The sequence below is a fragment of the Allomuricauda sp. F6463D genome, from assembly GCF_023015965.1.
Taxonomy (GTDB): Bacteria; Bacteroidota; Bacteroidia; order Flavobacteriales; family Flavobacteriaceae; genus Flagellimonas.
Map to the genome: position 1 here is coordinate 95071 of NZ_JALKAN010000002.1, position 21368 is coordinate 116438.

21 protein-coding genes and 1 tRNA gene are annotated in these 21368 nt (G+C 38.9%); 7 read left to right on the forward strand and 15 right to left on the reverse strand.

Features of this window, described 5'->3' with window-relative positions; translation table 11 throughout:
• Positions 1-74: 74 nt before the first annotated feature.
• Genes asnS through MWU56_RS08970 form a run of 3 tightly spaced genes read left to right on the forward strand, consistent with a single transcriptional unit; the run spans position 75 to position 3616 of the window.
• Positions 75-1508, forward strand: coding sequence for an asparagine--tRNA ligase (gene asnS, locus MWU56_RS08960; RefSeq protein ID WP_247043839.1), 1434 nt, complete (start codon positions 75-77; stop codon positions 1506-1508).
• Between the two features lie 48 nt (positions 1509-1556).
• Positions 1557-3014, forward strand: a complete 1458-nt coding sequence (rpoN, locus tag MWU56_RS08965; RefSeq protein ID WP_247043840.1) for an RNA polymerase factor sigma-54 — start codon at positions 1557-1559, stop codon at positions 3012-3014.
• The gene (locus tag MWU56_RS08970; protein WP_247043841.1) at positions 3014-3616 is read left to right on the forward strand and encodes a hypothetical protein; all 603 of its coding nucleotides are present in this window, start codon (positions 3014-3016) and stop codon (positions 3614-3616) included. Before rpoN ends, MWU56_RS08970 begins: the two co-directional genes overlap by 1 nt.
• Here MWU56_RS08970 and MWU56_RS08975 read toward each other — a convergent pair.
• The 9 genes from MWU56_RS08975 to MWU56_RS09015 form a co-directional block, all read right to left on the reverse strand.
• A complete protein-coding gene (locus MWU56_RS08975) occupies positions 3611-4315 on the reverse strand; it encodes a porin family protein (protein WP_247043842.1) in 705 nt (234 codons plus the stop codon). The genes MWU56_RS08970 and MWU56_RS08975 overlap by 6 nt on opposite strands.
• A 76-nt stretch (positions 4316-4391) precedes the next feature.
• Positions 4392-4874 carry an ExbD/TolR family protein gene (locus MWU56_RS08980; protein WP_247043843.1) on the reverse strand — a complete coding sequence of 161 codons (483 nt, stop codon included), beginning with the start codon at positions 4872-4874 and terminating at the stop codon, positions 4392-4394.
• A gap of 11 nt (positions 4875-4885) precedes the next feature.
• Positions 4886-5491, reverse strand: a complete 606-nt coding sequence (locus tag MWU56_RS08985) for an ExbD/TolR family protein (RefSeq protein ID WP_247043844.1) — start codon at positions 5489-5491, stop codon at positions 4886-4888.
• 10 nt (positions 5492-5501) lie between these two features.
• Entirely contained in the window at positions 5502-5939 is a 438-nt protein-coding gene (locus MWU56_RS08990) for a hypothetical protein (RefSeq protein ID WP_247043845.1), read from the reverse strand.
• Between the two features lie 26 nt (positions 5940-5965).
• Positions 5966-6688, reverse strand: coding sequence for a MotA/TolQ/ExbB proton channel family protein (locus MWU56_RS08995; protein ID WP_247043846.1), 723 nt, complete (start codon positions 6686-6688; stop codon positions 5966-5968).
• 77 nt (positions 6689-6765) lie between these two features.
• A tRNA-Ser gene (locus MWU56_RS09000) sits at positions 6766-6853 on the reverse strand.
• A 66-nt stretch (positions 6854-6919) separates the two neighbouring features.
• Complete coding sequence (locus MWU56_RS09005) at positions 6920-7951, reverse strand: asparaginase (RefSeq protein WP_247043847.1); 1032 nt, start codon at positions 7949-7951, stop codon at positions 6920-6922.
• Between the two features lie 3 nt (positions 7952-7954).
• Entirely contained in the window at positions 7955-8722 is a 768-nt protein-coding gene (locus MWU56_RS09010) for a TatD family hydrolase (RefSeq protein ID WP_247043850.1), read from the reverse strand.
• A complete protein-coding gene (locus MWU56_RS09015; RefSeq protein WP_247043852.1) occupies positions 8719-9258 on the reverse strand; it encodes a hypothetical protein in 540 nt (179 codons plus the stop codon). The genes MWU56_RS09010 and MWU56_RS09015 overlap by 4 nt, the downstream gene beginning before the upstream one ends.
• A gap of 161 nt (positions 9259-9419) precedes the next feature.
• Here MWU56_RS09015 and MWU56_RS09020 point away from each other — a divergent pair, with 161 nt between their 5' ends.
• The gene (locus MWU56_RS09020) at positions 9420-9860 is read left to right on the forward strand and encodes a TIGR02281 family clan AA aspartic protease (protein ID WP_247043854.1); all 441 of its coding nucleotides are present in this window, start codon (positions 9420-9422) and stop codon (positions 9858-9860) included.
• A 47-nt stretch (positions 9861-9907) separates the two neighbouring features.
• Here MWU56_RS09020 and odhB read toward each other — a convergent pair whose 3' ends face one another.
• The 6 genes from odhB to MWU56_RS09050 all read right to left on the reverse strand — a co-directional run bounded on the left by odhB (position 9908) and on the right by MWU56_RS09050 (position 18378).
• Positions 9908-11128 carry a 2-oxoglutarate dehydrogenase complex dihydrolipoyllysine-residue succinyltransferase gene (odhB, locus tag MWU56_RS09025; protein ID WP_247043856.1) on the reverse strand — a complete coding sequence of 407 codons (1221 nt, stop codon included), beginning with the start codon at positions 11126-11128 and terminating at the stop codon, positions 9908-9910.
• Positions 11129-11150: 22 nt separating this feature from the next.
• A complete protein-coding gene (locus MWU56_RS09030) occupies positions 11151-13949 on the reverse strand; it encodes a 2-oxoglutarate dehydrogenase E1 component (protein ID WP_247043857.1) in 2799 nt (932 codons plus the stop codon).
• 454 nt (positions 13950-14403) lie between these two features.
• Positions 14404-14760 (reverse strand): hypothetical protein, encoded by a 357-nt coding sequence (locus tag MWU56_RS09035; protein WP_247043858.1) that lies wholly within the window; start codon positions 14758-14760, stop codon positions 14404-14406.
• Between the two features lie 32 nt (positions 14761-14792).
• On the reverse strand, positions 14793-16067 hold the full coding sequence (locus MWU56_RS09040) for a metal-dependent hydrolase family protein (protein ID WP_247043859.1): 1275 nt from the start codon (positions 16065-16067) through the stop codon (positions 14793-14795).
• 138 nt (positions 16068-16205) lie between these two features.
• Positions 16206-17222 carry a UDP-glucose 4-epimerase GalE gene (gene galE / locus MWU56_RS09045; RefSeq protein ID WP_247043860.1) on the reverse strand — a complete coding sequence of 339 codons (1017 nt, stop codon included), beginning with the start codon at positions 17220-17222 and terminating at the stop codon, positions 16206-16208.
• A gap of 1 nt (position 17223) precedes the next feature.
• Positions 17224-18378 carry a DegT/DnrJ/EryC1/StrS family aminotransferase gene (locus MWU56_RS09050; RefSeq protein WP_247043862.1) on the reverse strand — a complete coding sequence of 385 codons (1155 nt, stop codon included), beginning with the start codon at positions 18376-18378 and terminating at the stop codon, positions 17224-17226.
• A gap of 131 nt (positions 18379-18509) precedes the next feature.
• On the opposite strand from MWU56_RS09050, the gene MWU56_RS09055 reads away from it, so the two are divergent.
• The 3 genes from MWU56_RS09055 (at position 18510) to MWU56_RS16555 (ending at position 21362) form a co-directional block, all read left to right on the forward strand.
• A complete protein-coding gene (locus MWU56_RS09055) occupies positions 18510-19706 on the forward strand; it encodes a 3-deoxy-D-manno-octulosonic acid transferase (RefSeq protein WP_317236529.1) in 1197 nt (398 codons plus the stop codon).
• A 30-nt stretch (positions 19707-19736) separates the two neighbouring features.
• A complete protein-coding gene (locus MWU56_RS09060; RefSeq protein WP_247043865.1) occupies positions 19737-21128 on the forward strand; it encodes a sugar porter family MFS transporter in 1392 nt (463 codons plus the stop codon).
• A gap of 105 nt (positions 21129-21233) precedes the next feature.
• Positions 21234-21362, forward strand: a complete 129-nt coding sequence (locus tag MWU56_RS16555; protein ID WP_262917814.1) for a hypothetical protein — start codon at positions 21234-21236, stop codon at positions 21360-21362.
• Positions 21363-21368: the final 6 nt, after the last annotated feature.

Here is a 21368-nt window from a genome sequence, read left to right on the forward strand (position 1 = left end):
AAATAGGTCGTTCCATTGCCATCTTTTTTTTATCAAAAACCTATCTTTACCAATTAAATTACCATAGTCTTATAATGATGTCTTATTCCATAAAAGAATTGCTAGAAAAGCAACCCGTAGGAGATTCCGTTGAAGTGAATGGATGGGTAAAAACATTTAGAAGCAACAGGTTTATAGCCTTGAACGATGGTTCAACCATTCATAATCTACAATGTGTCGTAGATTTTGAAAATTTGGACGAAGGTTTGCTTAAACAAATTTCAACAGGAGCTGCCCTTAAGATCACCGGAACTTTGGAGGAAAGCCAAGGTCGTGGGCAAAGTGTGGAAATACAGGTCACTGATATATTTGTACATGGCACGGCGGATCCCGAGACCTATCCCATTCAACCAAAAAAGCACTCATTGGAGTTTTTAAGGGAAAAAGCACATTTAAGGGTTAGAACCAATACGTTTTCTGCGGTAATGCGGGTAAGGTCCATGCTTTCCTTTGCCGTACACAGCTATTTTCAAGAAAACGGTTTTTATTACATGCACGCCCCCATCATCACAGGATCCGATGCGGAGGGCGCAGGGGAAATGTTCCGTGTTTCCACACTGGATACCAAGAACCCTCCTTTGAAAGAAAACGGTGAGGTGGATTATTCCGAAGACTTTTTTGGAAAAGAGACTAATCTTACTGTATCCGGTCAGTTAGAAGCTGAGACTTACGCTATGGGACTCGGCAAGGTTTACACTTTTGGACCCACGTTTAGGGCCGAAAACTCCAATACATCGCGCCACTTGGCAGAATTTTGGATGATTGAACCAGAAATGGCCTTTTTTGATCTGGACGCCAATATGGATCTTGCAGAAGATTTTATAAAATATATTATCCAGTATGTTTTGGACCATTGCCAGGATGATTTGCAATTCTTGGAAAAACGTCTTTTGGACGAAGAGAAGACCAAGCCACAGCAGGAGCGTTCGGAAATGGCATTGATAGAAAAGTTGCAATTTGTAGTTCAAAACAATTTCAAAAGGGTATCTTATACCGAAGCTGTTGAGATATTAAGAAACAGCAAGCCAAATAAAAAGAAGAAATTTCAATTCGTAATTGACGAGTGGGGAGCTGATCTTCAAAGTGAACACGAACGGTATTTGGTGGAAAAACACTTTAAGTGTCCTGTTATTCTTTTTGATTACCCAGCCAATATCAAGGCATTTTATATGCGTTTAAACGAAGACGGCAAAACAGTACGCGCCATGGACGTACTCTTCCCTGGAATTGGTGAAATAGTTGGTGGTTCACAACGTGAGGAACGCTTGGACGTGCTACAACAAAAAATTAAAGAACTGGATATCGACGAAAAAGAGCTTTGGTGGTACTTAGATTTGAGAAAATTTGGTACAGCAGTACACAGTGGTTTTGGACTTGGATTCGAACGCATGGTCCAATTCGCAACCGGAATGGGTAACATCAGAGACGTAATTCCTTACCCAAGAACACCTCAAAATGCAGAGTTTTAATTTGAATTTATTAATTTAAAGGAAGTAAGGTTGTAAAAATCAATCCGTATGCTGAAACAACATCTACAGTTTAAGCTTTCCCAAAAACTGTCTCCACAGCAGATTCAGCTCATGAAACTTATTCAATTGCCCACACAGGCCTTTGAACAAAAGTTAAAACAAGAGTTGGAAGAAAACCCTGCTTTGGAAAGTGGAAAAGAAGAAACCGATGTTTTGGATGATGTTTATGAGGACACCTACGATGATTCCGGTGACAATGAAAACATAGATACCGAGGAAATCAACATTGATGATTACCTCAGTGACGATGAAATTCCGGATTACCGTACACAAGCAAACAACTATAGTGCCGATGATGACGATAAAAGGGTGCCCTATGCCGCAGGAACATCTTTCAACCAATATTTACTCAATCAGCTCAATACAGTATACCTAAACGACCAAGAATGGGCAATTGCGGAATTTTTGGTTGGCAGTGTGGATGAAAGCGGTTATATACGCAGACCACTTGCGGACATTATGGATGACCTCGCCTTTACACAAAACATTTATATTGAAGAGGAAAAAATCGAAGAGGTGCTTAAGATCGTTCAAGATTTAGACCCTCCCGGGGTGGCTGCACGTTCTTTGGATGAGTGCTTGATTATTCAACTTGAACGAAAAGAGCAAAAACCATCCGTAGAACTGGCCATTAGCATTTTAAAAAGGTCTTTTGATCATTTTACTAAGAAACACTATACCAAGCTTCAACAAAAGCACCATATTTCCGAAGATGAACTTAAAGAGGCTATTTCAGAAATAGAAAAACTCAATCCAAAACCAGGTGGAGCGTACTCTGGAAACACCCGCATGATTGAGCATATTGTACCGGATTTCTCCATTAAAATTGTTGATGGCGAACTGGAACTTACCCTTAACGGAAGAAACGCCCCAGAACTTCATGTTTCCAAAGATTACAGTAATATGCTGGAAGGGTACAAAAATGCCAAAGAAAAATCGAAGTCGCAAAAGGACACGGTAATGTTCATCAAACAAAAGTTAGATGCGGCAAAATGGTTCATTGACGCCATAAAACAGCGTCAACAGACACTCTTTATCACTATGAGCACCATAATGGAATATCAGAAAGAATATTTTATGACCGGTGATGAGAGAAAATTGCGCCCCATGATCTTAAAAGATATTGCGGACAAAATTAACATGGATGTTTCCACGGTTTCCCGGGTAGCGAACAGTAAATATGTAGATACACCCTATGGAACCAAATTGATTAAGGATTTCTTTTCTGAATCCATGAAGAATGAACAAGGAGAAGATGTTTCAACCAAGGAAATAAAAAAGATTCTGGAGACCGTTATCAACGACGAAGAAAAGAAAAAACCGCTTACAGATGCAAAATTGGCAAAAATTCTGAAAGAAAGAGGCTATCCCATAGCCCGACGAACTGTTGCCAAATATCGGGAACAGCTGGGCATACCCGTGGCAAGGTTAAGAAAGGAGATTTAATGCGCCATATATTCCAAATTATATCTTACCTGTTCCACCCATTGTTTATACCAATAGGAGGTACAGTACTCTATTTTATGGTTGCCCCGTATAGCACCCTGGATACCCAGAGTGGTAATATACTACCCATTTTTATCCTTACCGTGATTATCCCTATCATCTTTTTTTTGATATTAAAAAACGTGGGGGTCATCAGCTCTATATTTTTACCTACCCTCCAAGAGCGCAAATATCCTCTATATATAAGCTGTATTATCTTTTTGATGATATTATATAAGGTAATCCCCAATAACTACGTACAAGAACTCTTTTACTACTTTACAGGCTTGTTAACGGCAACCAGCGCCGCGCTAATACTACTGTTCTTTAAATTTAAGACAAGCATGCACCTATTGGGTATGGGAAGCATTCTTACCTATATGATTGCATTGAGTATACATTTTGAGACCAATATTACTCTTGCAATTAGCATGTTCACGCTTTTCACTGGTATGGTAGCCACTTCTAGATTGTACCTTAAAGCACATACAATAAACGAACTATTGATAGGATTTATTCTTGGCTGTTGTTCGCAATTGATTATTTTGAAATATTGGCTATAGGATATAAAATATCAATCCAATTCTCAAAACCTTAACATCGATAGGGGTACCCGATTCCATTACAACACTATCTTTAAACAATGTGGATAACCCATAATAGGCATGAACATTCCATGTATTGTAGCCAAAATTTAATGTGACTCCGTATTGAAAACTTTCAATATCAGGGTTTGAAAAGCTAGTTGTTCCTTCTTCCATTACCAATTTAGATCTAGCAGAAAAAACATAACCGAACCTTGCACCAGCATAAATTCGCCAAAACTTATACTCATTCGCGGTAGAGGTCCTCCATCGTAATTCAAAGGGAAGCTCAACTGTATGCATGCCCAATTTACTCCTGTTGAAATCTGATACATCCACGACTTCATATACAAGATCGTTTGATGATTCCGTGACAATCATATTGGAAAAATAGCTGTTCATAGCATATCCTAAGCCCAAACCGATACCAAAATTTCTTCTTTTGTTTAATGGAATGTCCTTAATAATACCAGCTTGAAGATTATAGGAAAAACTACGTTGTACAACATCATCCGGTTTATCTAGAAGCATATTATATCCAACGCAAACATAAAATTGATCTTCCAGGTATCTGTCATCAGATTGATTGTCATCCCCAATATTGGCTTGGCCAAATACGGATACCGACAGAATCAAAAAACAAATGCATGGTACAAATTTAAGTATGATACGAAACATGATGTGATCAATATATTAAACAAAAAACGCCCCAAATTAACATTTGGAGCGTTTCCCACTAAATCTAAGCTATTGCCTACTGTAGATTGTTAAAAGCATCCCCTTCATAAGTGGTATAATTCACTTTAAGGGCATTAACCTCTCTCAATTGTCGCTTAATGTCAGTGATAAGACCCATATTTGCATCTTTATCAACTTTCAAAGCAGTAGTCAATACGTTTTGAAGTTCTTGTGGTTTTTTTGCACGTTCTGCCAAAATAAATGAACCTACTTCGTCCACATTGGCAAATTTATCATTCAACTGGATTTTTGGTTCTGTACCAAAAACCTTTTGATATTCCCGAGTAGGAGTTCCTACGTAAATGTAAATAACGCGATCCTTCTTTTCCAGCTTCTTGATTTCAGAAGCATTGGGAAGGGTATTGGCAACCATTAACGAACTATCTTTCATTGTGGTTACGGTCATAAAGAAGAACAGTAGCATGAAAACGATATCTGGCAACGAAGCCGTTGACACCGCTGGCAATTCGCCATCCTTCTTTTTGGTAAACTTAGCCATATTAAATAGTTTTAATTGGTTGTTGTTTCTGCCTCTGAAAGCTTTTGTGGAAACATATCTTGGATACGTTTTACTTTGTCCTTCAGATCATCTCTTACACTTGACGGGGTTTCCGGGTTAAGATACTCCGCCTCCATATCGGTAAAATCTCTACCGAACAGACGTTGTGCTTCTCGGTTACGCAAGTCGTTATACGCACCTACCAATTCATTTTGAACTGTAATGTAAGTACTATACTTGGTTTCCCTGTCATTCTTTAATGAAATAATGGCTTTTGTTGGATTGTCTGATGATGATGGATCCTTAGTACCTTTACAGAAACTACAAGAACCATCAGCGTTGTTCTCTAGAAAAGCTATCGCAGTTTCTCTCAAATTCTTAATATCCATCAAATTATCTTCAACCAAAAGTTGTCCATTCTTGTTAATATTAACAGTAAAAATGTTTTTCTGTCTAATAATAACATCCGTCTCTGGCGGCTCTATTGGCGGCAACATACGATCCAATCCTGCATCCGTTTCAATGGTGGTGGTCACCAAGAAAAAGATCAGCAAGAGGAACGCGATATCCGCCATGGAGCCGGCATTTACTTCCGGCGCTCCGTTTCTTCTAGGCATAATTAACTTTTTACTTTACAAACATTCTTTTCAATCCTGGGAAAATCATTAGTGCCACTGCTACTACAGTTAGGATAAAAAATACATTCAATCCCATACCAATGTTTTTCACAGTCCCTTCCGTGGTTTCAATACCCCTATTGGACATTGTTTCTACCACAGCCATATTGTCTGAAGAAATCCCGTAAGATATAGCTACAACTATAGCCAATCCGCCTATTGCGAACAAGGCCTTCTTTAAACTTCCTTTAGTGGTAAACAATTTAGCAAATCCAAAAACTAATGATGTAATAACAGCAATAGCCAATAAGATATACATAATTATGAACATAAAGTTCATTGCGCCACTATTAATGGCATTTGGATCATCGGCAGACGGAAGAGAGAACCAAAGCACGGCTGCAAGCAATCCGATGACGATGAGTAATATTTTCACTATTTTATTCATGATTCTCGATAGTTTTTAATTCGTAATTATTTCTTGTGGGCAGCCAACATATCAATCAATGCAATTGAGCTGTCTTCCATGTCATTTACGATACTATCGATTTTAGCAATAATATAGTTGTAGAAAATTTGAAGGATAATCGCTGTGATCAAACCGAATACAGTTGTTAATAATGCAACCTGAATATCGCCTGCAATCAAGGAAGCACTCAAGTTACCTACAGCTGCAATCTTCTGGAAGGCTGCAATCATACCTATTACCGTACCCATAAATCCAAGCATGGGAGCAATAGCGATAAACAAGGACAACCAAGAAACGTTTTTCTCCAATTGACCCATTTGTACACCTCCGTAAGCAACAACTGCTTTTTCAGCGGATTCAAGACCTTCATCAACTCTATCCAAACCTTGGTAATAGATAGAAGCAACAGGTCCTTTTGTATTTCTACAAACTTCTTTGGCAGCTTCAACACCACCAGAAGCCAAAGCATCTTCAACTTGTTGCTTCAACTTAGTGGAATTTGTGGTTGCCAAATTCAAATAAATAATTCTTTCGATGGCAACGGCCAATCCCAAAATCAAACAAAGAAGTACAATACCCATGAAGGCAGGACCCCCTTGAATAAATTGTTCTTTCAACACTTGGGTGAAACTCGAACTTGCTTCTTCTTGCAACATTGCTGCAGATGCACTTGTAGTTCCCATCACAAACATTCCAGCAGCGGCCAGAGTAAAGGATATTTTTTTCATTTTACTTAAACTTAAATTTAGTTAGTTAATAATATAAAGATATAAAAATTTTACAATTGAAAAATAAAAATACCTAGCAGAGAGGAAGGGATTCGAACCCTCGATACACTTTTGGTGTATACACACTTTCCAGGCGTGCGCCTTCGACCACTCGGCCACCTCTCTATTATTCCATTTAGGCCGACCAATAAACGAAAAAATAATTAGTTATAGAAATTTGAAGCGTTAATTTTAAACCATTTCACCGCGAAGTGATGTCTCAAAAATTGTCTTGAACAATTTGTCGGCAACCCTTGTCCCCAACAGGTACATCGCTTTGGTTACGGCCGCTTCCGTTGTAATATCCTTGCCATTAACCAGTTGCATCTCCTTCAGCTTTTCACTGGTCTCATAATGCCCCATAAAAACACTTCCTCCCGAGCATTGTGTCACATTAATAATGTGTAATCCTTTTTCTTTTGCAATTTTTAATTCATTCAGAAACCAATCGTCCATCGGCGCGTTTCCCGCTCCGTAGGTTTCCAAAATTAGTGCCTTTAAATCTGGAATATTTAAGGTAGATCGGAGCACATTTTTATTTAGTCCGGGAAATAATGTAAGAATTGCCACACGATCATCAAGCGTTTTATGAACTTGGAGCCCCTTAGTTTTTGACTTTTTTTTCAATAAATAATTATAATGAACCTTTAAATGCACCCCAGATTCAATCAAAGGAGGATAATTTAAGGAAGCAAAAGCCTCAAAATGCTCCGCATTAATCTTGGTGGTTCTATTGGCACGATACAGTTTGTACTCAAAATAAAGACCGACCTCTTTAACAACGGGCTCTCCATTTTCTCGAAGTGCAGCAATCTCAATAGAAGTAATCAGGTTTTCCTTGGCATCGGTGCGCAAGTCCCCAATCGGCAATTGGGACCCGGTAAAAATGACCGGTTTTTCTAAGTTTTCCAACATAAAACTGAGTGCCGATGCAGAATAACTCATGGTATCGCTACCGTGCAGCACCACAAAACCATCATAATTCTGGTAATTTTCTTCGATCATGGATGCAATTTTGATCCAATAAGAAGGATTCATATTCGAGGAATCTATCGGGTCTTCAAACGAAACCCCTTTAAGATTGCAGTCCAATTGTTTTAGTTCAGGAATATTTTTGACGAGTTCATCAAAATCAAACGCTTTGAGCGCTCCAGTCTTATAATCCTTTACCATCCCTATGGTTCCTCCGGTATAGATAAGCAGTATATTGGTTTTATTCTTCATATATCAGATGCCAAATATTTCCCTTGAATTTTCCGTAGTAATGGACGCAATTTCCTCTTCGGACATACTATATATAGACGAGAGTTTTTCCAACACCTTTATTATATACGAGCTTTCATTCCGTTTTCCACGATAAGGTGTCGGAGACAAATAGGGTGCATCGGTTTCTAACACTATGTGTTTCAAATCAATTTCATTCAAAAATTTATCAATTTTCCCATTCTTAAAAGTAGCTACTCCCCCAATGCCCAGCTTCATGTTATATGACAAAGCTCGATGGGCTTGTTCCAAATTTCCCGTAAAACAATGAAAAATTCCAAAAAGACCCTCGCCCTTTTCCTGCTCCAAAACCTCGAACACCTCATCAAAGGCATCACGACAATGAATCACTATGGGCAATTGGTATTTTTTAGCCAGTTGAATTTGATAAGCAAAGGCTTCTTGTTGTTCCTTCAAAAAGGTTTTGTCCCAATAAAGGTCGACACCAATTTCACCAACGGCGTAAAATTTTTTCTTTGACAACCATTCTTCCACATGGGCCAACTCATCTTTATAGTTTTCCTTAACATGGGTAGGATGCAGACCCATCATTAAAAAAACATTCTCAGGATAGTCCGACTCCAAATCCAACATGGATTGGGTATAGGTGGAATCAATAGCAGGGATAAAAAAGCGCTCTACTCCCGCATCAAGGGCACGCTGCACCATTTCAGCTCTGTCCTCATCAAAAGCTTCACTATATAAATGGGTGTGCGTATCGGTTATGATCATATTTTTTTCTTGATTTTTAAATCTATATTCATTGAATCGTCTCTTCCCTCGTACAACTCTATCGCTTTTTGGAATTTTAACGCTCCTGTTTTGGTTTGGTCATATATAAACCCGTTTAATTCGGGTTGATTTTCTTCTATCCATGACACTAATTTTTCTCTATTCCTGACCCATATTGAATCATTAAAACCAATATATTCAACAATATCAATACTATAAATGGCTCCATCCTTAAATTTCATGATCTCTTTGGTGATGAATGGCCTATTCTGTAAAAATCGAATTCGTTCACATTCCTTGGAGACCTTTAAATGTAAATCTCCACTCACTTCTTTTATTTCCAAAATTTCATAGTGGGGGGCAAATATGGAATCCCATTGAAATAATGAATGATACTCTTCCTTTGTAAAGGTTCTTATATAATTCACTTCGTTGAACCGAATACTATCCAAAAACAGCCCGGTCACTTGATTGTAATCTGATACATTCAATGCGCCGATATAATTTTCAGCAATTTTCACTTTGTCAATTTCCATGTTTTTTTGACCACAGGATATTGCTATAATTACACAAAAAATGAAGACAGCAACCTTTTTAAAATCTAAATAAGTCATAACACAAAAATAGGTTTATCTTAGATGTCCCAAAACTTTGTTTTTGTTTAACACCTCAAAATCCCAATAAGGGTCTTTCCCAAATGGCATCACTTAAAAAATTTCTAAAATCCAAAGACTATATTAAAATACCTTTGGTATTTACTGAAACCAACCATTTTGAAATAGTGGCCCAGATCAATGGGGTATCGGGTAAATTTATTTTGGATACAGGTGCTTCGAATACTTGTGTTGGGTTTGATAAAATAGCTTTTTTTGAAATGGTGTCCGAAGCAACTGAGATTAAAGCTGCAGGTGCAGGTGCTACCGAAATGGAAACATTGATTTCCAATAAAAACAAGATTCAGATCGGGGATTGGAAAAAAAAGAAACTTAAAATAGTGCTTTTTGACCTTACCCATGTAAACCAAGCATTGATCAATCATAACGCTACACCCGTGGACGGAATAATAGGTGCAGATGTGCTCGAAAAAGGAAAGGCAATCATTGATTACAATAAAAAATGCCTTTACTTAAAAAAGTAAAGGCACTTATTTTCTGATCTCCAATCCAAAATGGAGGCTGCATTATTTTATAGTTCCAACGCTTTTTTCACGTTGCCATCCATCAACAATTCTTCAGGACTTTCCAATGCTTCTTTTATTGCAACCAAGAACCCAACGGATTCCTTTCCGTCAATAATTCTGTGATCATAAGATAGCGCTACGTACATTACCGGTGCAATGGCAATAGCTCCATCCCTAACAATGGCACGTTCCACAATATTGTGCATACCTAAAATTGCACTTTGTGGTGGATTGATAATTGGGGTTGACAACATAGAACCAAACACACCCCCGTTTGTTATGGTAAAGGTACCTCCAGTCATTTCATCTACGGTTATCTCTCCCTCTCTTGCTCGTATAGCCAAACGTTTTACCTCTGATTCGACGCCTCTGAAAGTCAGGTTTTCGGCATTTCTGATTACAGGAACCATCAATCCTTTTGGACCGGAAACCGCAATACTGATATCACAAAATTCATAGGTGATCATTTCCTTACCATCAATCATGGAGTTTACGGATGGATACATTTCCAATGCCCTGATGACTGCCTTGGTAAAGAAGGACATAAAGCCTAGACTTACGCCATGTTTACTCTTGAATTCTTCTTTATATTGTTTCCGAAGTTCAAAAATTGCTGACATATCCACTTCATTGAAAGTGGTCAACATCGCTGTTTCGTTCTTTGCAGAAACCAATCTTTCGGCAACTTTTCTACGCAACATGGACAGTTTGGAACGACTCTCACCACGGTTACCCCCTGTAGGAGTCCCCATAGATGGAACTGCTTTCACAGCATCATCTTTGGTGATGCGCCCATCTCTCCCTGATCCTGAAACGGATGATGCAGAAATTCCTTTCTCATCCAATATTTTTTTGGCGGCTGGAGATGGTGCTCCAGAGGCATAGGTTTCCTTTTTAGGCGCCTCTTTCTTTGGCGCTTCTTTTTTAGGTTCTTCCTTCTTGCTTTCTTCCTTTTTATCCGAACTACCGGATGAGCCTTCAGGCTTTTCCGCACTGGTATCGATGAGGCAAACTACCTCTCCTACAGCCACAGCATCCCCTACTTCAGCTTTTAAGGTAATAATTCCGCTTTCCTCTGCTGGAAGCTCCAATGTTGCTTTGTCCGAATCCACCTCAGCTATGGCCTGGTCCTTCTCCACATAGTCACCATCCTCGACCAACCACTCGGCGATTTCTACCTCTGTAATGGATTCCCCTGGTGAGGGGACTTTCATTTCTAAAACCATCTTGTTATAGTTTATGCTTGAATTATCTTATTAACATATTGTCCTTACTCTTGTCAAAAACGTAGTCCAACACTTGAGTATGTCGTCTTTTTGAACGCACGGAACTACCCGCTGCCGGTGCACCGTAAAATCTACGGGATGCCACCCTAAACTCCTTGGCCTCATCCAAATGCATCAACATGTGGCTCCATGCCCCCATATTCCTAGGTTCCTCCTGAGCCCACACAATATCGTCGGCGTTTTTGTATTTTTTGATAATGTTTCGCATCTCTTTTGCTGGCACTGGGAACAATTGCTCCACTCGCACCAATGCTACATCATCTCTTTTTAAATCTTCTTTTTTCTCCAAAAGGTCATAATAGAACTTCCCGGTACAGAATACCAATGTTTTTACTTTGGAGGCTTTTGCTTCGGCATCATCTATTACCATTTGGAAGCCGCCGTTGGCCATTTCCTCTTTCGTGGAATGCACTTTCGGATGCCTCAACAAGCTCTTAGGGGTAAATACAACTAACGGCTTACGGAAATTGGCCTTCATTTGTCTACGAAACAAATGAAACAAGTTTGCTGGAGTAGTCACATCTGCAACGAACATATTGTCCTTGGCACAAAGTTGTAAATATCTTTCCATACGAGCCGATGAGTGTTCAGCACCCTGTCCTTCATAACCATGAGGCAACAATAACACCAATCCATTCTGCATCTTCCATTTATCCTCTGCAGAAGACAGGTATTGATCTATAATTATCTGGGCTCCATTACTAAAGTCTCCAAATTGCGCTTCCCAAATGGTAAGCGTTTTAGGACTCGCCATGGCATACCCATAATCAAATCCCATTACGGCATATTCAGAAAGAAGCGAGTTATAGATATGGAATTTACCATTTTGGTTATCTCCCATTTCATTTAATAACACTACCTCTTCTTCATGCATTTCCGTTTTGATGACAGCATGCCTGTGCGAAAAAGTTCCCCTTTCCACATCTTGTCCTGTCATACGGACATCATACCCCTCTTCAATTAAAGATCCATAGGCTAAGAGTTCTCCCATGGCCCAATCTAGCTTGTTGTCCTCAAAATACATTTTATGGCGACCATCCACCAATCTTACAAGCTTTCTCAGGAATTTTTTATTCTCAGAAAGCACCGTAATACTCTTGGCAACTTGATCTAACTTAGTAAGATCATAAGTGGTATCCATAGGTTTTAACATCACCTCTTCGGTAACTTGTTCAAAACCTTCCCATTCATCTTTCATGAAAGGGGTTATCCTAGTTTTTTCTATTTTTCGGGAATCCAGAAGATCTTCCTCTAGTTCCTTTTTATAATTTTCCTCGAGTTCTTTTACATAGTTCTCATCGATTATTCCCTCGGCAATCAATTTTTCGGCATAAATATCCCTTGGGTTCTTATGTTTTGAAATCGATTTATATAAAAGCGGTTGTGTAAACTTAGGTTCATCCCCTTCGTTATGACCGTACTTTCTATAACCTAATAAATCCAAGAAAATATCGCGCTTGTACCGCATTCTATATTCAAGTGCGAAGGTGGTTGCATGCACCACGGCCTCGGCATCATCCGCATTTATATGAAGTACCGGAGACAAGGTCACTTTGCCTACATCAGTACAATAAGTAGACGATCTTGCATCCAAATAATTTGTGGTAAAACCAATTTGGTTGTTCACCACAATATGAATGGTACCTCCTGTTGAATAGCCATCTAAACGGGCCATTTGAATTGTTTCGTATACAATTCCTTGAGCAGCAAAAGCGGCATCCCCATGAATCAAAATCGGTAATACTTCGGATATTTCATCACTGTGGTCACGATCTTGTTTAGCTCTTGAAATCCCCTCCACTATGGAGTTTACGGTTTCCAAGTGTGATGGGTTCGGAGCAATGTTCATATTGACCATTTTCCCAGAATCCGTTTCACGTTTTGAGGTCCAACCCAAGTGATATTTTACATCACCATCAAAAATGGTTTCTTCGTAATCTTTTCCATCAAATTCACTGAAAATATCCTTAGGTGATTTGCCAAAGATATTGGTCAATACATTTAAACGCCCTCTATGGGCCATACCCACAACAAATTGCTTAACTCCTTTGTCCGCTGCTTTTTCAATGATTACATCCAAAGCAGGAATAAGTGACTCCCCTCCTTCCAAAGAGAATCGTTTTTGTCCAACATATTTGGTATGCAGAAAACTTTCAAAAGAAACCGCTTCGTTCAATTTTCGGAGGATATTCTTTTTCTCTTCAGCGGTAAAATTCGGGCGGTTGTCATTTACACTGAGCCAATCTTGAATCCATTTAATACGTTCAGGTGTACGGATATACATGTATTCCACACCTATTGAATCGCAATAAATACTCTCCAGATAACGAATAATCTCCTTTAATGGTGCCGGACCGATACCAAGTATTTTACCTGCATCGAAAACTGTATCCAAGTCTTTTTCCGACATGCCAAAATTGGCAAGCTCCAAAGTGGGTTCGTATCTTCGTCTTTCCCTCACCGGGTTTGTTTCGGTAAACAAGTGACCTCTGGAACGATACCCATCAATTAGACGGATAACCTGAAATTCCTTTTGAAGCGTTTCAGGCATTTCCACTTTCTTCCCATTGGAAAGCACCACCGTTCCACCCTTGTCCGATTCGATTCCCATATCTTCTAGGGAACCTTCCAAACCAAAATCAAATCCTTGAAAAAAAGCCCTCCAACTGGGCTCTACATTATCGGGATTCGTTAAATACTTTTCGTACTGCTCCGCAAAAAACGAAGTATGCGCAGCATTTAAAAATGAATATTTGTCCATTCTTTCTGTTTCTCCAAAACTTTATGGAAAATTTTGTCAAAAATACGAGTTTTACCTTTTATATGCTTACGTTTTCCTCAATTTCTTATCCGAAATAAAAACTATGCTGTAGAATGAAGAGTAAAGCGATAAAAATGAAATTTTTAACTCAAATTAACAGCGGAAACTAAAAATAATTTAAACTTGAGACAATATCATACCAATTAAATAATACCCTAGAAAAAAAGATTAATACCTTTTCTTGGATGATTTTAAGTGCTCCTTATTATCTTAGAAGTTCGATATCGATTTCCATAGCAATGGGCTTGCCACCTTTTTACCTTTACTGCCTGCAAAATGTAATGGTTATTACACTTAAGCAATAAGTGCGTCCATTTTTCCTAGTATTGACAAACTATATAAGCTAAATATAAAAATTATGAAGTTCGGACAATCCAGTCCTGATAGATAATGGTCAGCTACTATATTTAGCCTTGAACCATACTTTTTGCCATTCTCGTTTTAACAATAAGAAAGATACCTCCGCCGAAATTTCAAGGACATCGGACGGAGGTATCTTTTTAACTTCTTTTTCTGAAATATCCACAACATATAAAAGATTGAGATAGTCTTGGAACTTTTCCATTATCAAGTAATAAATCTTCTCGTGGATGGTACTCTTCAATTCTTCTGGGTATATGTCCTCAGAAATAGAGATAGGCACATTGGCCAAATCAAAATCCTTTTTAATCTGTTTCAATAATTTTGGATAGAGTTGCTTTTGCCTAACGATTTCCAACAATTCCAAACTGGTATCAAAGTTGGATTGCATATCCTATTACTTAAGAAGAAATAAATTAAAAATTATTGGTTTTTAAAGATTGCACCTTCTTTCATAACAAAAGAAACATTCTTCAAGGATTCAACATCCTTCTCAGGATTCCCTTCTACCGCAATAATGTCCGCCAAATAATCTTTTTTTAATTGACCTAAATCATCCATTCCCAATAGAGCCGCATTGGTAATCGTGGCTGCCTTTATAGCTTCAAGCACCGGCATACCTGCTTCTACCATATACACGAATTCCCGTGCATTTTCTCCATGAGGGTATACACCGGCATCCGTACCAAATGCAATTGGCACTCCTTTTTTATATGCACGTGCAAACATTGACTGAATCTGTGGACCGATCTCTCTGGCCTTTTGAGCGACAACCTCTGGATAGTAACCAGGCTTGGCACCATTTTCAGCAGCTTGCTTTCCAGCCGTAATGGTAGGAACCAAATACGTATTGTGCTCAATCATCAAATCCATCGTTTCATCACTCATAAGCGTACCGTGTTCTATGGTTTTTATTCCACCCAAAATAGCTCTTCGCATACCTTCATCACCATGGGCATGGGCTGCAGTCAAAAAATTATAGTCCTTTGCTGTCGAAGTGATACTTTTTATCTCTTCCAACGTAAATTGTGGATTCTGCCCACTTTTGGCCACACTCAACACACCTCCGGTAGCGGTAATTTTAATAACATCCGCACCATCTTTGTAACGCTGTCTTACTGCTTTTCTGGCATCTTCTATAGAGTTTACCACCCCTTCTTTTGGCCCCGGATTACCCATTAACGCCTTCTTCATACCATTTGTTGGGTCGGCATGACCGCCCGTAGTACCAATTGCCTTTCCGGCCGTAAAAATCCTTGGCCCTTCAACAAGCCCTTTGTTTATGGCGTTCCTTAAGGAAATGTTCACACCGCTTCCTCCAAGGTCACGCACTGTAGTGATTCCGGCCATTAATGTTTTCTTTGCATTAACAGTAGAGTTAAAGGCCACATCCGCCTCATTTAAGGTGAATTTTTGAATATAGGCTGCTGGATTTGACTCAGACTCGATATGAACATGCAGATCGATAAAGCCAGGCATGACCGTCTTGTTCTTTAAATCGACAACCACATCTTTGGAGCCGCCTTTCTTATATCCGTCCAAAACTGATTTAATATGTGATCCGGAGACAACAATGGTTTTTTCAGTCAAAACTGTTCCATTATCAACATCAATAATACGACCACATTGTAAATAAGTATCCTGGGCAAATACATTTACTGCAAACAGAATAACTGTTAGGGTAAGCAATTTTTTCATTAGTATGGGATATTAGTTAGTATTCTACAAAAATAACGATATCTACCTTATTCATTGTAGTGCTATGGTCAACAAAAAAAAAGCCTGGCTAAGACCAGGCTCTATGACTAATATCTAAATATATTCTTTTTATCCTTTTTAACTTCTTACTTTTTTCTCCCATTCCCAAGCAGATTTCATAGCATCATCCAAAGTACATTTGGCATTCCAGCCCAGAACTTCGTTGGCCTTTGTTGTATCGGCATACGCTTGGACAACATCACCATGTCTTCTATCCACAATTTTATAATTCAATTTTTCTCCAGAAACACGCTCAAAACTTTGGATGACTTCCAGTACGGAACTTCCTTTTCCTGTTCCTAAATTAAATACCTCATAGTTGCTTTCATTCTTCCCTTCCAAAAGACGTTGCAGTGCAGCAACGTGCGCTTTGGCCAGATCCACCACATGGATATAGTCCCGGATACAGGTACCATCCTCGGTTGGATAATCATCCCCAAAAACAGAAAGTTGTTCGCGCAGACCAATGCCTGTTTGGGTTATAAATGGCACAAGGTTTTGCGGAACACCAATGGGAAGCTCCCCAATTTTCCCTGATGGGTGGGCCCCAATAGGGTTAAAGTATCGCAAGGAAATCGCATTTAAATTCTGATTGACCTTACAAGTGTCCTTTATAATCTCCTCACCCACCTGTTTAGTGTTTCCGTAAGGGGATTCGGCAGGTTTTATCGGTGCGCTCTCGGTAATCGGCATTTTATCGGCTTGGCCATAAACTGTGCACGAACTACTGAAAATAAAGTTGGAACCACCTTTCTTTTTTAACTCTTGAAGTATATAAACCAATACCCCAAGATTGTTCTCGTAATACAAAAGTGGCTCTTTCACACTTTCCCCAACAGCTTTGGATGCCGCAAAATGGATTACCCCGGCAATATCCTGATGTTTTCTGAAAAATGCTTCAACCTTTGGTTTCTCCCTAAGGTCGAATTCCTCAAAAATTGGTAGTTTATCCGTTATAGCCTTAATCCCATCCAAAACATCAATGGAAGAATTGGAAAGATTATCCACAACCACTACTTCAAAACCTTCGTTCTGCAATTCAACAACCGTATGGGAACCTATAAATCCCAGACCTCCTGTTACTAAAATCTTCATTTTACTTATTTACAAAGTCAATAACCAAATGTGTGATAAATTCAATTTGCTCATCATCCAGTTCAGTGTGCATGGGAAGTGATATTACTTCTTTCACCAATAAATTGGTGACTGGAAAATCATCTTCGTTGTAACGTTCATCCGCATAGGCTTTCTGCCTATGCAACGGAACTGGATAATACACCCCAGATGGAACGCCGTTATTGTTTAAATGTTGTACAAGACCATCTCGTTTACCGTTTAATATTCTCAATGTATACTGATGGAACACATGACAGTCGAAGGCATTTTCATGCGTATCAAAATCACAGGATATTTTCGGGACTAGGATATGTTCTTGGTCTTTAAACGCTTGTGAATATTTAGAAGCAGCTTCCCAACGCTTTTGATTATAAAAATCCAATTTGGGTAATTTCGCCCTTAAAACAGCAGCCTGGATGGAATCCAAACGTGAATTGACTCCGACCACATCATGATAATATCTTTTGTACATACCATGGTTTACAATTCCTCGAATGGTGTGGGCCAAATCATCATCATTGGTAAAAATAGCTCCTCCATCTCCATAACAACCTAAGTTTTTGGATGGGAAAAACGATGTTGCACCAACATGACCAATCGTACCTGCTTTCTGTTTTTTACCATCCTTGGAATAATAGGACCCCCCAATGGCTTGTGCATTATCCTCAATCACATACAGATTATGTTTATCGGCCAAAGACATGATCTCATCCATATTGGCACATTGACCAAATAAATGGACGGGCACTATCGCTTTTGTTTTAGGTGTTATTGCCTTTTCTATCGCTGTAACATCAATGTTGAAAGTGTCAGGTTCCACATCCACCAAAACTGGGGTCAAGTTTAATAGCCCGATTACTTCCACTGTTGCGGCAAAAGTGAAGTCGGCCGTAATTACCTCATCACCAGGCTGAAGCCCAAAGCCCATCATACATATTTGTAGCGCATCGGTTCCGTTAGCACATGGGATGACGTGTTTTACATCCAAATATTCTTCCAGTTCATTTTGAAAAGCATGTACATGTGGGCCATTTATAAATGCTGAAGTGTCCAAGATTTCCGAAATGGCTTCGTTTACCTCGGTTTTTATACCTTCATATTGACCTTTTAGGTCAACCATCTGTATTTTTTTCATCCGAATAAATTAATAGTTCAAAATTAAGAAATTAAGATGCCATAATGCGCTCTGACCGAAAGAATGTATTTTAGCGAAAAATGATACCCTTGCGTTTTCTTTACAACATTTTGATAAACACTGCTTGGTTTGTGTTAAAAGTGATTGCTCTTTTCAATGGCAAGATCAAGTTGTTCGTCCAAGGTCGAAAGCGAGCTTTTTCCATTTTGGAAGAACAACTTACTCCGACGGACAAAACCATTTGGATGCACGTTGCTTCTTTGGGGGAGTTTGAACAGGGCCTCCCAATTCTTGAACTATTGCGAACGAAGTATCCTGAACACAAACTGGTCCTTACATTTTTTTCCCCTTCTGGCTATGAAGTGAAAAAAAATACATCTGCCGCTGACGTTGTGGTTTACCTACCTATGGACAGCAACTCCAAAGTAAAACGATTTTTAAATCTCGTAGACCCTGAACTGGCCATTTTTATAAAGTATGAGGTGTGGCCCAACTACCTTCACCATCTCAAAAAAAGAAAGGTGCCGACTATTTTGGTATCTGCTATTTTTTCCAAAAGACAGATTTATTTTAAATCCTACGGTGGATTTATGCGCAATAACTTACGCAAATTTGATTATTTCTTTGTTCAGGATAAAAAATCCAAAAAACTATTGGAATCTATCGGTATTACAAATACTAGTATTAGTGGAGACACTCGATTAGATCGTGTTTCCGAGATTTTGAACAGAAACAACCAGTTAGCTTTTATGGATCGTTTTAAAAACGACCAGCTGTGTTTGGTTGCAGGCAGCACTTGGCCAGAGGACGAAGAAATTCTGATAGATTACATCAACTCCACCAGCGAGAAGCTCAAGTTTGTTATTGCTCCCCACGAAATAAAGCCCGGTCATGTGGAAAAAATAACTTCGGGCCTAAAAAAACCAACCGTATGTTATTCGGAGTTAAAAGATCAAGTGTTAGAAGAATTTGACGTACTAGTAATCGACACCATTGGTTTATTGACCAAAATATACAGTTATGCCGATATCGCTTATGTGGGCGGCGGCTTTGCAACAGGGCTACACAACACTATGGAACCAGCTGTTTTTGGAATACCCATTATCATTGGGCCACAATATGATGGGTTCAAAGAAGCAGAAGATCTGGTATCAATTGGAGGAATTATCCCTATATCTAATAAAAAGAGCTTTGGTAAGCTAATGAAAGGTTTTATAAACAACCCTGCTTCCACCAGAAGTATTGGCGATATAAATTCAAATTATATCAATTCCAATAAAGGTGCTGCAGGTTTGATTATGAAGCGTATTTCACAAGATTATTTATAATATAGTTAACTATAGCAAAATTTACCTTGTATGGATAAGCGGATTTTAAGAATCTCATTAACTGCGGCCTTGGCAGGCTTTTTATTTGGGTTTGATACTGTTGTGATCTCTGGCGCCAACCAGCCCATCAAAGAAATATGGGGCACCAATTGGTTTTTGGGCGACTCTATTTTTACATTCCATGGTATTTTTATAATGTCCATGGCCCTATGGGGAACCGTATTGGGTTCGCTTTTTGGAGGTATTCCCACCGATAGATTAGGCAGAAAGAAAACCTTGTTCTGGATAGGTATTCTTTATTTTATTTCTGCTGTTGGAGCTGCCTTGGCACCGGAAGCCTATAGTTTTTCATTTTTTAGATTTATAGGAGGTATTGGTGTAGGAGCTTCTTCGGTAGCTGCTCCAGTTTATATTTCCGAAATTTCTACCGCCCAGACAAGGGGTAGGTTAACGGCTATGTACCAATTCAATATTGTTTTCGGTATTTTGATCGCTTTTGTATCCAATTATCTTATCGGGATATTTTTTGATGATGGCATCGCATGGCGTTGGATGTTGGGAATCGAGGGGCTTCCTGCGTTAATTTACACCTTTATGGTCCTCAAAATACCGTACAGCCCACGTTGGTTATTGATGAAAAACCGGGCCGATACCGTAATTATTGAGTCCATTACATTACTTGGTATTGCAAAGGACAATGCTGCTATACATTTGGAACAAATCAGGGTATCCTTACTAGAGTCCGCCGATGAGCAAAAAGAAAGTTTATTTTCAGGAAAATATAACAAGCCTTTGACATTGGCATTTCTAATAGCATTTTTCAATCAGTTATCAGGAATCAATTTTGTTCTTTATTATGCTCCTGAAATCTTGGAACGCGCAGGTCTTGCCTCTAGTGAATCCTTATTTAGTTCAATATCTATAGGAGTAATAAATTTGATATTCACCTTTATTGGAATTTCTTTGATAGACAAGTTGGGAAGAAAACAACTTATGTACATAGGTTCCATTGGCTATATTATAAGTTTGTCCATGGTAGGTTGGTGTTTCTACTCCGGTGCCAGCTCTCTACTTTTACTCATCTTTATTTTAATTTTTATTGCCTCGCACGCGATTGGCCAAGGCGCTGTAATCTGGGTATTCATCTCAGAAATATTTCCGAACAAAGTTCGTTCATACGGACAATCGTGGGGTACAGGTACCCACTGGGTGTTTGCTGCCCTTATCACCTTGCTAACTCCTACTTTTTTAGATGCTGAAATTGGAATTTTCAAAGACAACCCGTGGCCTATCTTTATATTCTTTGGGGTAATGATGGTGCTTCAGTTATTGTGGGTAATATTTATGATGCCGGAGACCAAAGGCATTTCTTTGGAAGCGCTGGGAAAACTCCTTAGTCCAAAAAAGAAAAATTCCAATTAATTGATTTACAGTATAAACCAAAAACAGGCCCATTAATCGATTAATGGGCCTGTTTTTATATAAAATGCATAAATAATTCCGTAACTTGATAGAAATTACACTATTATGGAGGATGAAATTAGCATTGGAGATAAGCTCATGATTGCTTTCTTACGGGTCTTGGTATTTATATTGATTGTGATATTGATAGCCATTCCTGTTCTCATTGCATTGGACTTTGTTGGAGTGTTATAGGCACTG

What these genes read in the sequence shown, in the direction of transcription:
- MWU56_RS08995 (WP_247043846.1), bottom strand. Translation starts at nt 6,688, where the DNA reads ATGAAAAAAATATCCTTTACTCTGGCCGCTGCTGGAATGTTTGTGATG.
- MWU56_RS08990 (WP_247043845.1), bottom strand. Translation starts at nt 5,939, where the DNA reads ATGAATAAAATAGTGAAAATATTACTCATCGTCATCGGATTGCTTGCA.
- MWU56_RS09040 (WP_247043859.1), bottom strand. Translation starts at nt 16,067, where the DNA reads ATGAAAAAATTGCTTACCCTAACAGTTATTCTGTTTGCAGTAAATGTA.
- galE (WP_247043860.1), bottom strand. Translation starts at nt 17,222, where the DNA reads ATGAAGATTTTAGTAACAGGAGGTCTGGGATTTATAGGTTCCCATACG.
- MWU56_RS08985 (WP_247043844.1), bottom strand. Translation starts at nt 5,491, where the DNA reads ATGCCTAGAAGAAACGGAGCGCCGGAAGTAAATGCCGGCTCCATGGCG.
- MWU56_RS09015 (WP_247043852.1), bottom strand. Translation starts at nt 9,258, where the DNA reads ATGGAAATTGACAAAGTGAAAATTGCTGAAAATTATATCGGCGCATTG.
- MWU56_RS16555 (WP_262917814.1), top strand. Translation starts at nt 21,234, where the DNA reads ATGGAGGATGAAATTAGCATTGGAGATAAGCTCATGATTGCTTTCTTA.
- MWU56_RS09010 (WP_247043850.1), bottom strand. Translation starts at nt 8,722, where the DNA reads ATGATCATAACCGATACGCACACCCATTTATATAGTGAAGCTTTTGAT.
- MWU56_RS09020 (WP_247043854.1), top strand. Translation starts at nt 9,420, where the DNA reads ATGGCATCACTTAAAAAATTTCTAAAATCCAAAGACTATATTAAAATA.
- MWU56_RS09050 (WP_247043862.1), bottom strand. Translation starts at nt 18,378, where the DNA reads ATGAAAAAAATACAGATGGTTGACCTAAAAGGTCAATATGAAGGTATA.
- MWU56_RS09005 (WP_247043847.1), bottom strand. Translation starts at nt 7,951, where the DNA reads ATGAAGAATAAAACCAATATACTGCTTATCTATACCGGAGGAACCATA.
- MWU56_RS09060 (WP_247043865.1), top strand. Translation starts at nt 19,737, where the DNA reads ATGGATAAGCGGATTTTAAGAATCTCATTAACTGCGGCCTTGGCAGGC.
- MWU56_RS09035 (WP_247043858.1), bottom strand. Translation starts at nt 14,760, where the DNA reads ATGCAATCCAACTTTGATACCAGTTTGGAATTGTTGGAAATCGTTAGG.
- odhB (WP_247043856.1), bottom strand. Translation starts at nt 11,128, where the DNA reads ATGGTTTTAGAAATGAAAGTCCCCTCACCAGGGGAATCCATTACAGAG.
- MWU56_RS09030 (WP_247043857.1), bottom strand. Translation starts at nt 13,949, where the DNA reads ATGGACAAATATTCATTTTTAAATGCTGCGCATACTTCGTTTTTTGCG.
- MWU56_RS08975 (WP_247043842.1), bottom strand. Translation starts at nt 4,315, where the DNA reads ATGTTTCGTATCATACTTAAATTTGTACCATGCATTTGTTTTTTGATT.
- MWU56_RS08980 (WP_247043843.1), bottom strand. Translation starts at nt 4,874, where the DNA reads ATGGCTAAGTTTACCAAAAAGAAGGATGGCGAATTGCCAGCGGTGTCA.
- rpoN (WP_247043840.1), top strand. Translation starts at nt 1,557, where the DNA reads ATGCTGAAACAACATCTACAGTTTAAGCTTTCCCAAAAACTGTCTCCA.
- asnS (WP_247043839.1), top strand. Translation starts at nt 75, where the DNA reads ATGATGTCTTATTCCATAAAAGAATTGCTAGAAAAGCAACCCGTAGGA.
- MWU56_RS08970 (WP_247043841.1), top strand. Translation starts at nt 3,014, where the DNA reads ATGCGCCATATATTCCAAATTATATCTTACCTGTTCCACCCATTGTTT.